This window comes from Streptomyces sp. NPDC002868, from assembly GCF_055563295.1.
Genome location: NZ_JBVHDR010000031.1, coordinates 1 through 13,730 on the forward strand (window position 1 = coordinate 1; position 13,730 = coordinate 13,730).

General features: G+C 65.7%; 15 protein-coding genes. 2 read left to right on the forward strand and 13 right to left on the reverse strand.

From position 1 onward, the window contains the following. The first annotated feature begins 524 nt into the window (after nt 1-524). Nucleotides 525-1,169, forward strand: coding sequence for a DUF6300 family protein (locus ACZ3H8_RS37810; protein ID WP_467409523.1), 645 nt, complete (start codon nt 525-527; stop codon nt 1,167-1,169). 301 nt (nt 1,170-1,470) lie between these two features. On the opposite strand, the gene ACZ3H8_RS37815 is transcribed toward ACZ3H8_RS37810, so the two are convergent. The 3 genes from ACZ3H8_RS37815 to ACZ3H8_RS37825 form a co-directional block, all read right to left on the reverse strand. Beyond that, the gene (locus ACZ3H8_RS37815) at nt 1,471-2,475 is read right to left on the reverse strand and encodes an NAD(P)H-dependent glycerol-3-phosphate dehydrogenase (protein WP_467409525.1); all 1,005 of its coding nucleotides are present in this window, start codon (nt 2,473-2,475) and stop codon (nt 1,471-1,473) included. After that, nucleotides 2,472-2,999 (reverse strand): class I SAM-dependent methyltransferase, encoded by a 528-nt coding sequence (locus tag ACZ3H8_RS37820; RefSeq protein ID WP_467409527.1) that lies wholly within the window; start codon nt 2,997-2,999, stop codon nt 2,472-2,474. The genes ACZ3H8_RS37815 and ACZ3H8_RS37820 overlap by 4 nt, the downstream gene beginning before the upstream one ends. A gap of 566 nt (nt 3,000-3,565) precedes the next feature. Further along, on the reverse strand, nt 3,566-4,012 hold the full coding sequence (locus ACZ3H8_RS37825; protein ID WP_467409530.1) for a YcaO-like family protein: 447 nt from the start codon (nt 4,010-4,012) through the stop codon (nt 3,566-3,568). 1,036 nt (nt 4,013-5,048) lie between these two features. On the opposite strand from ACZ3H8_RS37825, the gene ACZ3H8_RS37830 reads away from it, so the two are divergent. Further along, entirely contained in the window at nt 5,049-5,855 is an 807-nt protein-coding gene (locus tag ACZ3H8_RS37830) for a hypothetical protein (RefSeq protein WP_467409532.1), read from the forward strand. Between the two features lie 233 nt (nt 5,856-6,088). On the opposite strand, the gene ACZ3H8_RS37835 is transcribed toward ACZ3H8_RS37830, so the two are convergent. The 10 genes from ACZ3H8_RS37835 to galE all read right to left on the reverse strand — a co-directional run bounded on the left by ACZ3H8_RS37835 (nt 6,089) and on the right by galE (nt 13,725). Beyond that, complete coding sequence (locus tag ACZ3H8_RS37835) at nt 6,089-6,595, reverse strand: NUDIX hydrolase (RefSeq protein WP_467409534.1); 507 nt, start codon at nt 6,593-6,595, stop codon at nt 6,089-6,091. Beyond that, complete coding sequence (locus ACZ3H8_RS37840) at nt 6,592-7,239, reverse strand: class I SAM-dependent methyltransferase (protein ID WP_467409536.1); 648 nt, start codon at nt 7,237-7,239, stop codon at nt 6,592-6,594. The genes ACZ3H8_RS37835 and ACZ3H8_RS37840 overlap by 4 nt, the downstream gene beginning before the upstream one ends. Nucleotides 7,240-7,419: 180 nt before the next feature. Next, nucleotides 7,420-7,938, reverse strand: coding sequence for a PPOX class F420-dependent oxidoreductase (locus ACZ3H8_RS37845; RefSeq protein ID WP_467409537.1), 519 nt, complete (start codon nt 7,936-7,938; stop codon nt 7,420-7,422). Further along, nucleotides 7,935-8,624 carry a phosphatase PAP2 family protein gene (locus ACZ3H8_RS37850; RefSeq protein WP_467409538.1) on the reverse strand — a complete coding sequence of 230 codons (690 nt, stop codon included), beginning with the start codon at nt 8,622-8,624 and terminating at the stop codon, nt 7,935-7,937. Before ACZ3H8_RS37850 ends, ACZ3H8_RS37845 begins: the two co-directional genes overlap by 4 nt. Continuing rightward, complete coding sequence (locus ACZ3H8_RS37855; protein WP_467409541.1) at nt 8,621-8,866, reverse strand: acyl carrier protein; 246 nt, start codon at nt 8,864-8,866, stop codon at nt 8,621-8,623. Before ACZ3H8_RS37855 ends, ACZ3H8_RS37850 begins: the two co-directional genes overlap by 4 nt. Nucleotides 8,867-8,904: 38 nt before the next feature. Next, nucleotides 8,905-9,693, reverse strand: coding sequence for an ABC transporter permease (locus ACZ3H8_RS37860; protein ID WP_467409542.1), 789 nt, complete (start codon nt 9,691-9,693; stop codon nt 8,905-8,907). Further along, nucleotides 9,677-10,591: an ABC transporter ATP-binding protein gene (locus tag ACZ3H8_RS37865; RefSeq protein WP_467409544.1), complete on the reverse strand. Its 915-nt coding sequence runs from the start codon at nt 10,589-10,591 to the stop codon at nt 9,677-9,679. Before ACZ3H8_RS37865 ends, ACZ3H8_RS37860 begins: the two co-directional genes overlap by 17 nt. A gap of 2 nt (nt 10,592-10,593) precedes the next feature. After that, the gene (locus tag ACZ3H8_RS37870; protein WP_467409545.1) at nt 10,594-12,144 is read right to left on the reverse strand and encodes an alkaline phosphatase family protein; all 1,551 of its coding nucleotides are present in this window, start codon (nt 12,142-12,144) and stop codon (nt 10,594-10,596) included. Continuing rightward, complete coding sequence (locus tag ACZ3H8_RS37875; RefSeq protein WP_467409547.1) at nt 12,141-12,740, reverse strand: histidine phosphatase family protein; 600 nt, start codon at nt 12,738-12,740, stop codon at nt 12,141-12,143. Before ACZ3H8_RS37875 ends, ACZ3H8_RS37870 begins: the two co-directional genes overlap by 4 nt. A 13-nt stretch (nt 12,741-12,753) precedes the next feature. Further along, nucleotides 12,754-13,725 carry a UDP-glucose 4-epimerase GalE gene (gene galE / locus ACZ3H8_RS37880; protein WP_467409549.1) on the reverse strand — a complete coding sequence of 324 codons (972 nt, stop codon included), beginning with the start codon at nt 13,723-13,725 and terminating at the stop codon, nt 12,754-12,756. Between the last annotated feature and the right edge of the window lie 5 nt (nt 13,726-13,730).

Genomic DNA, 13,730 nt, shown 5'->3' on the forward strand with positions numbered 1-13,730 from the left:
GGAGTGAGGCCACCACCCTGCGGATACCTCATGCCCACGAACTACCGCAGGGATCAAGCGATGTCATCCCCGACAACTCAACGGAAAGGTCAGTAGCTGAACGTAGCGGGAAGCCACCTTGATTCCCGACCCGCACACGAGAACCGCACGCTCTGGTCCGCCCCAGAGACGAACCGGGTCAACTGAGACGGCACCGGGCATCCGCTCCTTCGGAGCCAGATCGATTGAGACTTCCGGCAGACGCGCATCTCAATCGTTCTGGTCGCCCCAGGCCAGAGCCGCCCCAGGCCAGATCATCTGAGACAGGACACCACCAACTACCGGTGCAGCCCGCTGGCCTGGCGCCACGCAAGGGGCCCCGTGGTTGGCGGGCTGGAGGTTGAAGAACCATCTCTGGTGAGCCGACCCCTCATCGCGACAGAACTCGGTGGGGAGTACCTCCTGGGGGTCGGAAATCGTCGGGAAGGTTGACGCTGCAGTTCACGCGGGCTTTGGTGGGCGCAGGTGAGAGCAAGGAGGCTGGCGTGGCCCGAGTGGAACTCGCAGAGAAGTTGCCGTCGTGCTCACGCTGCGGAGGACCGCTGATCTCCAGCGCCGTCATGCCGCAGGAAGACGCGAACGGAATTCCGATCCACCTGGAACTGTGTTCCTCCTGCGACAGCGAGAAACCGGCAGCCGGTGCACTGCTGCGCTGGTTCGCCACCGGCGGCGGTCACGACATGTCACGCGTCCACGAGGGCGCGGACCTGCTGATGGAGTGGACCAGGGAAGGCATGGCCGAGCACGGCTGGAGCTGGATCGCCCGCAAGCCGGACGAGGACAGTGAATCTGCCCGCCCTACCCCGGACGAGACAAGCGTCCGGGTGCTGATGACTCAGGAGATCCCCGGGAACATCGCGGACGTGGATCGCCTCCAGGAGGTTCGCGACACCCTCCGTACCCAGCTCGCCAACGCTACCCCCGAACAGCGAGCCCGGCTTCAGGAAGTCATCCGGCGCTTCGGAGCCGCCACCGCCGAGGGCCTGGCTGCCCAGGACCCAACTGCCGCCGAACTGCGCGACCAGGTCCCGCAACCACCTGGCCCACTGAGTCCGGAAGCCGAACAACGCCTTATGGACCTCATCCGGCGCCTGACAGACGAGCCGCCGCGTCACGACTCAGACGGCTGATTGTCGATGGCGAAGCGCACGTGCGGGGTCCCACGCCTGCGGTCAAGCATCTTCCCCATTGCCTCCCCCGCATTCCCGTCACGGACGTCACCTGCCAGGCAACCATCAGGCTCTGATTCGCCCTCGGCAGCTGCCTGCGCGGGCGGCGGTAGATGGTGGGCCTGTGCGTATGCTCGGATCCGACCACGATCTCGTCCTCGATCACCGGTTGATGATCGGGTGGCCGCCTCGGTTTTCCACTCGCTCCATCACAGTCAACGCCGCTGCAAGAAGGGAATGACCTCCTAGCGGCGCGGGGTGATCAGGTGCCGTACTGCTCGGGCTTGGGGGACCGTGCCATCAGCATGGCGGCGGCCTCGGCGACGGTGACCGTTCCCCGGATGACGGCGACGACGACTTCGGTGATGGGCATCTCCACCCCGTGCCGTTGGGCGAGTTCCAGGATTGACTGGGACGACTTGACGCCTTCTGCGGTCTGGCTGGTCGCGACGGTTGCTTCGGCCACGGTCATGCCCTGGCCGAGGTGTTCGCCGAAGGTGCGGTTGCGGGAGAGTGGTGAGGTGCAGGTGGCGATGAGGTCGCCCACTCCGGCCAGTCCGGAGAACGTGAGGGGGTCGGCTCCCAGCTTCGCACCGAGCCGGGCGGTCTCTGCCAGGCCTCGTGTGATCAGCAGGGCGCGGGCGTTGTCGCCCAGTCCCATGCCTGTTGCGAGTCCGACGGCGAGTGCGATGACGTTCTTGACGGCGCCCCCGAGTTCGCAGCCGATCACGTCGTGGTTGGTGTAGGGGCGGAAGTACGGAGTCAGGCAGGCTTCTTGGAGAGCCTTGGCCGCGGTCTCGTCGCGGCAGGCGATCACCGATGCGGCGGGCTGGCGCGCGGCGATTTCTCGGGCAAGGTTCGGCCCGGAGAGTACGGCGACGCGCTCCGCGGGCACGCCGGTCACCTCGGTGATGACCTCGCTCATGCGCAGTTCTGTGTGAATTTCGATGCCCTTCATCAGGCTGACGACGATCGTGGACGGCTCGATCAGAGGTGCCCAGCGGGCGAGGTTGTCGCGCAGCGACTGCGCTGGGATCGAGACCACCAGGAAGTTGGCGCCGGCCAGGGCCTGCGCCACGTCTGTCGTGGCCTTCAGCGACGTCGGCAGGATGATGTCTGGCAGGTAGACGGGGTTTTCGTGGCGGGTGTTGATCGCGTCGACGATCTCGGGGCGGCGGCCGTGGAGTATGACGTTGGTGCCGGCGTCGGCGAGGACCGCTGCGAACGCTGTGCCCCATGACCCGGCTGACAGCACCGCAGTCTTCATTGTGTTTCTCCCTCAGTGCCGTACGTCGTCTGGACCCTATCGGCTGGGCAGGAGGAGGCCCCACGCCGCAGGGTGAGCACGACGGCGCGGCGTTCGTCGAGACGGGGGAGCATCCTTGCCGCCTCGTCCAGCATGGTTTGGGCTTGGTGGTCGCCCAGTTCACGGCGCAGGTCGGATTCGTGGGTGTTCCACAGCCCGTACAGGCGGCGCCACAACTCGGGTTCGGCGGGGCGCTCGTCGATGTGCTCGATGTCGAATCCGGCAGCGGTGGCCTCTTTGGCCGGGTCGCATGTGCGGGGAAGGGCGCGGGTGAGGACGGCGCGGGCGCCCGGCGTGAGGATGCGGTGGATCTCGCGGAGGGCGGCGGCACGGTCGGGGGCGAAGCCGAGTGCGTCCACGCAGACGAGGCCGTCGGCCAGGCCGGCATCCCGGGCCTGAGTGATGTCGGCAACCGACCCGGCCCGCACCTGCCCGTTCACGCGCTGTTCCGGCCGCCGGTCGACCTGCGCGATGGACAGTTCCATGGGCTCCTCCGTGATCTCTGGTGTTCCTACTCCTCACCGCCGGGCGGCGGGGAACCCGGTCAAGACGCTGCGCCGCAACCACCGCAAGTCAATCCGTCACAGCGGCTTCGGACTTGGAGGCGTGCGATGAAGGCAGCCGCGGAGAGCTGCGCATCCGCTCGGGCCGCCTACACCGAGACCATGCCGTGCGAGCCGGAGAGCGCTGGCAAGGTCGTCGAAGAGGTCCCCGTGTTGCACCGGCGGCAGCACGCGGAGGGACGGATTGCCACGCAGAGGTGCCTCGCCTCGGGCATACGCTCGCTCGGCTGCTGGCGGGGGAGACGGCCGCCGACCGGGCGACGATCGCCCGTTACCGGGCTCTGACCGAGGACGCCCGTCACTCCCACCCAGGCTTCTGTCCCGAGACCATCCAGGATGGGGCGACCAGCCGTGCTCTGCTGCGGCTGTGGCGGTGCGAGCCCGGTCGGCTGGAAGACGAGGCCGCGGCCTGTGCCAGGCGTCGAAGCCCTTCTGCAGTTTCTGCTCGGCTGGCGACAAGGCCGGCGTGCTCGCGGCCGGTTGCTGGTTCATCGGGGGATCGACCGCCTGGTCCGTGCGTGTGTCCCCGGGCAGATGACCTTCACCGCTGCCAGGGGCTCGGTGGGGGCCGACAGGTTGAGGCAGACCGGCTCGTGCCCGGTGATCTCCTCGATGCGCTCGGCGACAGTTGCGGCCCGGTCAGCGAAGCTGCCGCGCCATGGTGCATGCCCGCCCATGAGGGCGTCCCAGGCGTGCAGGTTTCCGGTGGCGGCCGGTGGGCGAGGCGGTCGCGTGTCGAAGACTTCCTCGCGGGAGAGGAGGTCGTCTCTGGTTCCGGCGATGCAGGTCAGACGGGACTGCGCCGCCTCGGTGATGGAACGCGCGAGTGCGATGTGCGGATCGGTGTGGCACCCGGCGCCGGCGAAGTGGAGCGGGTAGTCCTCGGTCCACAGGTAAGCCAGGCACGTCGGGATGCCGTAGGCGTTGTCCACCATCGCCAGGGCATGTCGTGGTCGGATGCTGTCACCACCAGTCCCGCCGCCCTGTACTTCGCGAGAGCGCTCAGCAGGCGGTCGACCGCGAACGCAGTGCGTCCCCTCAGGCCGTCGGGGGTCAGGGTGAGAAGGATCAGAGTTCCGGGAGGGTGGGCGACGTTGGTGTGGCCGCTGATCAGCTCCTGCTGATCGACGGTGACCAAGACCGCCACTTTTCCGTCGGCGCGAGAGGCTGGGCTGGACTCGGCGAACTGCAGCTGCAGCTCTGCGCGTTCTTCGACCAGGTATCCGAGAGTCGGCATGCTCCCTCCTCGCCTCGTGTGTGGAAGCCTCCCATGCCGTGCGGGAGGGTGAATGGTCAGGCTCAGGCCTTACCTCAGCGCGGAACGGCTATGGACGGGTCCAACGCGTGTGCTCGCAAAAGAGCTGTGAGCAGCAGCTCCTCAGAGAGATACGCAGGCCACACATCCGAGTCAGCCAGCCCGGATTGGGTCAGCGGTCGGCGGCTGACACAGGCCGGGCATGACAGTGGCCGCGTCCCACAGTGATCGCGATTCCGTCGCGCATCCCACTCCCCTCGACACAGACTGCATAGCGAGGCGGTGGTGGTTCCCTCGCAAGCTCTCATGATGGTCATTTCTCAGCGGAGTGCCAGCGACCGGAAAAGCAATTTCCGGTCGCTTCCTCATGCCGGGAGGTTTACATGCGTACGTCCATAAATGAGTCGGGACTCCGCCGAGGCGGCGCGCACGTGGGCACCGCGCAGACGCTTCGGCATTGAGGCGCACCGACCACATGAGCGAGCGTGTGGTGCCGGAACGGACGCCCGAGACCAGCGCCTGCATGGATGCGTGCTTGCCGAGTACGTGGCCAAGGACTGGCAGGGGGTTCGGGAGTTCATGGCTGCAACCAGGCACCACTCCAGGCCGGTTCGGTGGCCCTCTCGGAAGTTGGTCTGTGAGGACCCGGCTCCAGGCCGCAGGCTACTGGCCGGTTACTCTCAGAAGACTTCAACGCCATATGCACGGGGGATTCCATGCGCACGACCACTTTGGCTTCCGCCGTCTGCATCTGCGCCACCATGGCCAGCCTCACGGCCTGCACCCCGTCCGGTGGCTCCGGATCCTCAGATGCGAAGGGCAGCGGCGCCGCGTCGAAGACGTCGGCCGAGCCGTCGAAGGCCGCAGTGGCGTATGCCGACCTCAGCGGATCCGAGTTGCAGGAGAAGGCTTTGGCCGCGACGCGGGGCGCCACTTCGATGCGGGTGGCTGGTCATGTGGTGGAGGCCGGATCAAAGACGGAAATAGACGTCGCCCTGAACACCCGGGGTGAGTGCGCGGGCTCCGTGTCCGTGCAAGGTAAGGGGACCGGCGAGATCATCAAGACCAGCGAACTTCTCTTCTACAAGGCCGATGAAGCTTTCTGGCGCAGTCAAGCTCCCAAGCGCCTGGCGAAGAAGCAGGTCGACTCGATGGTCGCCCTGGTCGCGGACCGCTGGATCAGGGTGAAGACGAGCGACCCGCGTGCCGGGAAGATGGCGAGCGTCTGTGATGTGGACAAGCTGATGCGCTCGTTCAAGGTCAATCCGCTGGCGCGCAAGGGCGAGCCGACCACGGTGAACGGGGAGACGACGCTGCCGGTCACCACTCCCGCCAAGGGCGGCCTCGAGGTCTGGTACGTCGCCACGGAGGGCAAACCGTACCTGCTCAAGGCCACCAAGGGCGGCGACGAACCGACGGAGATCTCGATGTCCGCGTTCAATCAGCCCGTCTCGCTCACCCCACCGGCGGACAAGGACATCGTCGACCTCTCCAAGCTCCGCGGGCCGACGACGGCCGTGTGATTGCCGCCGCCCCCGGTCCGCCAGCGTTGCGTTTGGGCCCCGGGCCGTGTGCCGGCCGGACCGGTGCGGAGCAGCGGGGGTGCCGCTTTTGAGAGCCCCCAGGGGAAGTGGTACTTGACAGGGCTATCTACCAGGGCGCTCTCATTTTGAGTTCGGCACCAGAGGGCGGTTTCGGACCAGTCAAAATGAGAGCGCCCTCAGGCGGGCGGTAAGTGAGTAGCAGACAGCTACGACTACCCCAACGGCGAAGGGCGCCGCCGAGGAGGCAGCGTTGGCTGGAGGAGGGAGAGGACCTCGGTCCCTTCGTGAACGCGGAGAGTCACGGAACCCTTGGCTGCGAGAACATCTTCCAAGCGGGGGCGGTAGAGAGGGTGCAGCCGCGTGAGAGCGTCTTCCACCCCTGCCCACTCGGCGGCGCTGGCTTCGGGCGTTGGATGCGGCTCTCCTGAGATCGCCGTTGCGATGAAGAGTCCCGCGAGGATGCCCCGGCTTGGATGTTGGTAGACACCCACCAGGCCGTGGACTTTGACGAGGACTCCGGTCTCCTCGTAGGTCTCGCGAGCAGCAGCATCGTGGAACGCTTCATGCGGGTCGACCAAGCCTCCGGGCAACTCCCATCGCTCAGGGGAGCGGCGCCGTGCCATAAGGACGTGGCCCATGTCGTTGAACGCGACGCATGTCGCTCCCAGGACGTAGCCTGCGGAAGGATGAGGGACCTCGTGTCCTTGGTTGGTAGTCACTTCCCCGCCTCGCTAACGCTGTTGTGAAAGACCAGGAGGTATCTCCAGAACAGGAGTCGCCGAATTCGGCTCTGGTGAAGGCCAGCAGCAGCGAATTCTCGGATCTCTGTGAGGGACATTGAAGGGGGTGCGACAGGGGCAGGAGGAGGCTGCTTGCTGATGCAGGCGCGCTTCGTCGACCGCTTCTCCTGAAGGAACACCACGATGCGCCAGACGGCGTTCACCGGGACTGCCCCAAGGCTTACGACGTAATCCCAGAGGGTGGCTTCTCGGTAGCAGCCGAGGATCACCAGAACGCCGTTCGGGGTCAGTGCGGCGCGCAGTTTCTGTACCGTCTCGAATGGGACGTGGTGGATGCTGGCCAAGCAGGCAATGTAGTCGTACGCGCCGGGCGGCAAAGTCAGTCGTGTGATGTCCGCCTGCTCGAAGCGGATGCGCCCGGGGAGTTCGAGCGCAGAAGCCTGCTGCCGTGCTGTGGCGATGACGTCGCCATCCGCGTCAACGGCATCCACCTCGATTCCTCGAAGGGCCAATTTCTGGGCGAACGTCCCCGTCCCGCAGCCCACGTCAAGGGCCCTCCGGCACGATGTGGGAAGCTCGCGAAGTAAGAGGTCATGATAGTGATCGTTGTGGTTGAAGGGCATGGCGTCATCATGGCACGGGCTTATCTGCGGAGTTGGGCACGACGTTGACCACAACATACGCCCACCCGACGGGACGTGCGATTGAGTGGCGGGCGGTGCTGGACCAGTACCGCCCGCCACTCAATCAGTGCCTACTGGTCATCATCCACGATCGAGGACACGGATTCTTGGCAGCTGCTCTCAGCCATGGAATACAAGAACCCGTTCCGGAGTGATGCTTACGACCACGCGCTTGTCGCCAGGAGCATCCCAGGGGTACGGGCGAGTTCCTCGGTGCTTTTCGTGGAGGAAGTCGATGAGTTCCCTCCCGCCATCCTCGACAATCTCCGCCCTGCCTCGCACCTCCACGTAGTGGTCTTGACTTTCGGGGTGAGCGACCAAAATGGTGGCCTGTGGATTCCGAAGCAGGTTTTTATGCTTTCGCCTTCCCGCGACTGTAGCGATTAGGACCCGGTTGCCCTCATAGTGAGCCCAGACTATCGATAGCTGCGGTCGTCCATCGGGCTCGACTGTCGCAAGTGTGGCACACGCGTTCTGGTCAAGCCATTGGCGGATCTCGGCAGGCAGAACTTCTGAACTCCGGGGGGATGGTGGCGTCCAGATAGGCGTGGCAGGCATTTTCTTCTCCACTCCAAATAGGGGTCTGTTAAGCCAGGGAGCTCGATGTGATGAATTGTCTGAACGGGGTGGCATCGTCATGTCACCGGCCGCTCTGCGGTATCGGAGGCCCCTCGACGTACTTGCTTGCGGGAGCTGCGTACTGGTCGGCGGTGAAGGAGGAACGCGCCGAGGGCAAGCCAGCAGCCTCCGAGCAGTTGTCCCGCGAGTACATCGATGCTGAAGTGCACACCGAGAAAGACCCTGCTCCACGCGACGAGCTCGGCGGCCACCCCGGTCAGCAGGAGGATCAGCGCCGACACCGCCCGGGGCGTGTGGGTGCTGAGGTAGAGCGCGGCTAGCAGGAAGCCGGTTGTCACTCCCACTGCATGTCCGCTGGGGAAACTGAACCCGTCGGCCTGGGCCGAGGCGCATCCCAGAGTGGGGCGCTGTCGTTCGACCCATCCCTTGATGAGGTTGCAGCTCACTGTGGCGGCGTACGGTACGGCGAGGAGGACGGCGGCGGCTGCGACGTTCCGTCGGGTCAGTGCGAAGCACGCGGACCCTGCGGCAAGGAGGGTCACTGGCCAGGGGTTGCCCCAGGATGTCAGTGTCTCGATAAGCCGGGTGCGGGACGCTCCGCTGCTTCCCCAGGAGCAGAGCGTCCCGCTCAGCCGCTTGTCCCATTGGAAGGCGGCGAGGACAAGCAGCAGACCGGCGTGGGCCGCTGCCCACCAGCCGAACCATGACAGAGTCCGGATCCGGTGCACGGGGTGGTGACGACTCATGCGGGGGTGGTGGCCTTCGAGATGTGCTCCATCAGCCTGCGGGGGGTGGGAATCGTCCGCAGGGTGCTGTCGTCTATCTGGCAGTCGAACTCGTCCTCGATACGGCTGATGATCTCGATCTGGTTCAGGGAATCAATTTCCAGGTCGCCGAAGGTGGCGTCGAGATCATCCTTCGAGATGGCGGTCCCGGTGATTTCCTCCGTCAGGGGAGCGAGAACTGCGATGAACTCCTGCTCGGTCATGAATGTCGTCCTTTCGTGGTGAGTGATCGCTGGGGATGTCATGCGGCGCGGCGTCCGTAGCGGGCACGCCAGTGCATGCGTGTGCTGGTCAGGCCCCAGACGGCGGCGGAGAAGGCGGCGAGGACCGCCATGTCAGCGAGGGTGCTGATGTCGGCGGGAGCTGTGAGGGAATGGCGCAGGCTGTCGGCCGCGTACACCGCAGGGTTGACGTGGCCGATCCAGACCAGGGCGTCCGGGAGTAGTTCTGGTGGGACTGCCACCGGACCTGCGGCCATCATGAGGAGCGTGGTAGCCAGACTGAGTGAGGATGCCTGCTCGATGGTTCCGGATCTGCTGCCGATGAAGGCACCCAGCCCGGCCGAGGGGAGGAGCGCGAGGAGGAGGCACAGGGGGGCGAGCGGGGAGAAGACCAGTGGGACGTCCAGCAGCGCTGAGCCGAGCAGCAGAGTGACCGTGACTGCTGGCAGCGAGAGCAGCGAGAACGCTCCGAGTGTGGCCAGGATGAGAGCCTCTCGCCGCACGGGCAAGGCCGCGTAGTACTCGAAGGCACCGTTGCCGCGCATGAACGCGAAGTTGCTGGCGATTCTGTTCTGGGTCTCGAACAGGATCGCCATAGTGACGCTGCCGGTCAGGACGTATTCGGTGGCGCCGTGGCCGGAGTTCCGAGCGAAGAGTCCCAGAGCGGCGATGCTCACCAGCGGGGCGAGCATGCCGGTGAGCACCATCTGGGGCCAGGACCAGCGCCAGTTGGTGAGCTGGATCCGGAACAGGTCCCAGACCTGCTGGATGAAGCTCAGGCCGCGCTTCTCGTCATGCGTAGCTGACATACACGTCTTCCAGGGTCGCGGTGTGCATCGTGAACTCGGGGAACTGGGTGAGATCTACATCCTTGGTCAGGTGCGGCAGGTCAGCGGATTCGACGAGGGCGACAACTTTGCCTCGGTGCTGGGACTGGATGCGTACGTAGTCGGGCAGTCGGTGCACCTGTGTGTCGCCCAGCGTGATCGAGAGGTGCACCTGGGAGCGGAGGGAGGACTTCAGCTCGGAGGGGGCGCCGAGTGCAACGAGCCGGCCGTCCTTGAGGATTCCGACCCGTTCGATCACTTGTTCCGCCTCGATGGCGTTGTGGGTGATGAGGATGATCGTGCGGCCTTCTCGCTGGTTGAGGTCCCGGAGCAACTGCCACACCTGGCGGCGCCGCGACGGGTCCAGTTCGTTGGTCGGTTCGTCCAGGATCAGCACGGGCGGTGATCCGGTCAGGGTCACCGCGATCTGCAGGAGCCGGCGTTCTCCACCGGATAGCTGCCGGGCGACCTTGTTGGCCAGGTGGTCGAGGCCGAGCAGTTCCAGGAGGGCGTCGCGTTCCTTTTTGGCGGCCTTGGAGGCAACGCCTCGCAGGTGGGCGCTGAAGTAGACGGCCTCTTTGACGGTCAGGCTGTTGAGGGCGAAGGCGGTCTGGGGCATGTAGCCCACGGTGGTCGTCGTGAAGCGGGGGTGCACGAAAATGTCGCGTCCCAGGAGCCGTACCGACCCATTATCGGGCTGCACCAGGCCGATCATCTGCTTGATCAGGGTCGTCTTGCCGGCTCCGTTACTGCCCAGCAGTCCGAAGAACTCTCCCTGCCGGATTCGGAAGGAGATGCTTTCGTTGGCCGGTCTGGAGGTTTCGCCGTACTGCTTGTGCAGGCCCTCGACCTCATATGCGTAGGGTGCGTTGTCCGGCATGCTCACGTCCCCTGTGCCGCGTGGCGCCAGATCCCGCGGACCACGGATGCGGCCCCCGTGATGTCCCTGGGGGGAGCCAGCTGGGAGGCTGCGTGCCCGAAGCAGCGGTAGAAGCCGCTCATGGCCGAGTCGCTGGGAAGATAGCCGTGGGACGCGGATGCCACGCTTTCCCGCGGTGCGGCGTCGCTGTACTGGAACTCGATGTGCTGACCGCATGACACGGCCAGGCGGCCCACCCGCGGGCTGCTCAGAGGCAATTTCAACCGGTCGAGATCGGCTGGATTGAGCACGCCGATGGACGGATCGAGCGCGCCAAGGGCACGGATCAGGTGCTGTTCCTCGTTGGCCGGAAGCGGTGCGTCGGCATAGAGGTAGGCGCAGTTGCTGTCGCCCTGGAAGACCATGCGGTCCGCGAGGCCCAGGTCCGCCAGCACGTGGTTCGGACGCAGGTGCGTCTCGACGTAGTCGATGCCGTGGTCGGAGAAGAACATGAACTCCGTTTGCTCACCGAGGGCTTCGGCGAGCCGCATTACGCAGGCGTCGATCCGGGCATAGACGTCCAGGATCTGTTGCCACGCCTGCTTTCGTTCGGAGGGGCCTCCACGGACCGCATGCCAGTACAGGAACTCCTGGGCGTGATCGGCCTGGTTGAAGCGCACAAACAAGACGTCGGGGTCGTGCTGTTTCAGGACGTCAAGGGCGGTCTGCTCCACCCATTCGGCACGTGGTGCCTCGTGGAAAGTGTGGTGCGGGTTGGCGGTGTACTCGACGTGGAGGGACGCGGGTCCGTCGCCGGTGCGGGCGGGTACGGGGTCGAGATCACCGAAGCCCATGGTGATCACGGCGGTTCCCAGATTTACCTGGATCCGGTTCTGGTCAAGCTTCTGGCAGGAGACCGCCACGGAGACGGCACCCGAGGCCACCGGGATGTCCAGTCGTGTGGGGCGGCTGCCGTCGGTCACGGTGGCGGCCTCTTTGCTGCTGCCGACCGTAATGGCACCTGTGCGCTGGTCGAGCCGCAGATACAAGGACACTTCGTATCCAAGGTAGGAGAGTGTCACCAGGCCGTCGGCTGCCGTGTCTTCGGTAGGCGAGAGCGGGACGACAAGGTCGCGTGCGGGCGCGTACAAGCAGTAGCAGCTGGGGATCGCTTGCAGGGCGTTGCGGGAGAAGGTCTGCGGAAAGTGGACGGCAGCGGCCGATGCTCCCTCCCGGGCGAACCAGTTGAGCAAGCTGGGCGCAGTCAGCGATCTTTCCTCGTAGGGGTGAAAGGAAGATGACGGATCGTCAGCACGCCGTCGAATCTCAGCAGAACTCTCCCGCTCCCAGAAGCGGTTCCCCACGATGCCGTGCCCGTTCGGGTGCGTACCGGTAAGGAAGGAGGCATGCGAGGGGGCCGTCGAGGAGGGGTAGATACTGCGCAGCTCGTGGACAGCGGTGCCCGGCAAGGCAGGCAGGACCCGGCTCAGATTGAAGAAATCATTCTCGCGGATGATCCCGGGAAGCCCGCCGTCGACACAGATGACGACCAGACGCTGGCGCCGCCCGCTCATGCGTTCAACTCCGTTGCCGTCGCGGCAGTCTCATCGTCGAGTGGCGCTGGAGCGAAAGTGACGTTGTGTTGGTGCAGCAGCCACACCCCGCCTGAATTGCCCGGACGGTACTGCCAGTGCGTGATGCCCGCATGCGCCACGAGCAGTTCGACCCGGCCGACGCCGCCACACAGAAGCTCGTTGACAGCGTCAAAGAAGCCGCTGTGGGTGACCAGTACGATCCGCTGGTCTTCCATGGCCTGGTGGCACAGCTCGCTCATGCAAGTGGCGACCCGCGTCATGAACTCATGCCATGATTCCGCACCCGGGGGTGGCGGATAGTGCCTGTTTTCTCGCGGGTGCGGCAGAGTTTCCCCCTCGGGTGACGCCCAGACGATCTCGTTGAGCCGCGGGTCCTCCCGCACGGCCAGACCGTTGTGGTGCGCCACTACGTCGGCAGTCCGCCGGGCGCGGGGCAGCGTGCTGGTGCGCAGTTCGGTGGGGTGCCGCTCGGCCAGCCAGAGGGCAGCGGCCTGTGCCTGACGGCGTCCGAGATCGGTCAGGAGCTGGTTGTGCGGATCGTGCTTCCCAACACGGTCCTCGGCGTGGCGCAGCAAGTAGAGGTGCATGTCACTCCAGTGAGGCGGGGATTTCGGTGTGCCAGTCCCACGCCGTACGAACGATGTGGTCGAGGTCGCGACCTGCTCGCCAGCCGAAACGGCTCAGTGCCAGACCGGGATCGGCCCAGGACAGACCCGGATCCCCGGGCCTGCGCGACGCGACGGCGACCTCGACGTCCTTCCCGGAAACTCTGCGCAGGGCATCGATCAGCTCGCGCACGCTGACGGGATGTCCGCGGCCGAGATTCACCGGGCCGCACCGGTCGTCCCGCTCCAGGCCCTCCAGGACCTGGACATGCGCCTGAGCGAGGTCCTCGACGTGGATGTAGTCGCGAAGAGCCGTCCCGTCGGGTGTCGGATAGTCGTCGCCGAAGATCTGCAGCGCGGGGGCAAGGCCAAGGGCGGCCCGCACCGCCACCGGGAGGAGCTGGGTTGCCGCAGGACCCGCGTACTCCCCCAGGGAGGCATCGTCGGCCGCGCCCGCCGCGTTGAAGTACCGCAGGTTGGCGTAGCGCATCCCGGTGGCCGCCCCGTAGGAGGCGATCATGCGCTCGCATAGGTACTTCGTCTCTCCGTACGGGCTCTCCGGCCGCACCGGCGCCGCCTCGTCCACCGGGCAGATCTGCGGGGTTCCATACACGGCGCACGAGGAGGAGAAGACGAACCGCTCCACATCTGTCCGTGCGCATAAAGCAAGGACGTTCTGCGTCCCCGTCACATTGATGGCGAAGTAGGTACTGATATCGCGCAGCGATTCTTCCGAGGACTTCAGGGCCGCGAAGTGGATCACAGCCTGGGGACGGAATTCCTCGAAGACCGAACCCAGGCCGGCGATGTCGAGGATGTCCACCACATGCAGGCGGCATCCAGGAACGGCCTCGCGGCGGCCCGTGCTGAGGTTGTCGACGACGACCACGTCGTGGCCGGCCTCCAAGAGACGACGTACGGTGAAGGAGCCCACATATCCGGCTCCCCCGGTCACGAGCA

Coding starts and splice junctions, on each gene's coding strand:
- ACZ3H8_RS37855 (WP_467409541.1), bottom strand. CDS start 8,866: ATGACCGAGCAGGAGTTCATCGCAGTTCTCGCTCCCCTGACGGAGGAA.
- ACZ3H8_RS37870 (WP_467409545.1), bottom strand. CDS start 12,144: ATGAGCGGGCGGCGCCAGCGTCTGGTCGTCATCTGTGTCGACGGCGGG.
- ACZ3H8_RS37830 (WP_467409532.1), top strand. CDS start 5,049: ATGCGCACGACCACTTTGGCTTCCGCCGTCTGCATCTGCGCCACCATG.
- ACZ3H8_RS37825 (WP_467409530.1), bottom strand. CDS start 4,012: ATGGTGGACAACGCCTACGGCATCCCGACGTGCCTGGCTTACCTGTGG.
- ACZ3H8_RS37860 (WP_467409542.1), bottom strand. CDS start 9,693: ATGTCAGCTACGCATGACGAGAAGCGCGGCCTGAGCTTCATCCAGCAG.
- ACZ3H8_RS37840 (WP_467409536.1), bottom strand. CDS start 7,239: ATGCCCTTCAACCACAACGATCACTATCATGACCTCTTACTTCGCGAG.
- ACZ3H8_RS37865 (WP_467409544.1), bottom strand. CDS start 10,591: ATGCCGGACAACGCACCCTACGCATATGAGGTCGAGGGCCTGCACAAG.
- ACZ3H8_RS37850 (WP_467409538.1), bottom strand. CDS start 8,624: ATGAGTCGTCACCACCCCGTGCACCGGATCCGGACTCTGTCATGGTTC.
- ACZ3H8_RS37820 (WP_467409527.1), bottom strand. CDS start 2,999: ATGGAACTGTCCATCGCGCAGGTCGACCGGCGGCCGGAACAGCGCGTG.
- ACZ3H8_RS37815 (WP_467409525.1), bottom strand. CDS start 2,475: ATGAAGACTGCGGTGCTGTCAGCCGGGTCATGGGGCACAGCGTTCGCA.
- ACZ3H8_RS37845 (WP_467409537.1), bottom strand. CDS start 7,938: ATGACGATGCCACCCCGTTCAGACAATTCATCACATCGAGCTCCCTGG.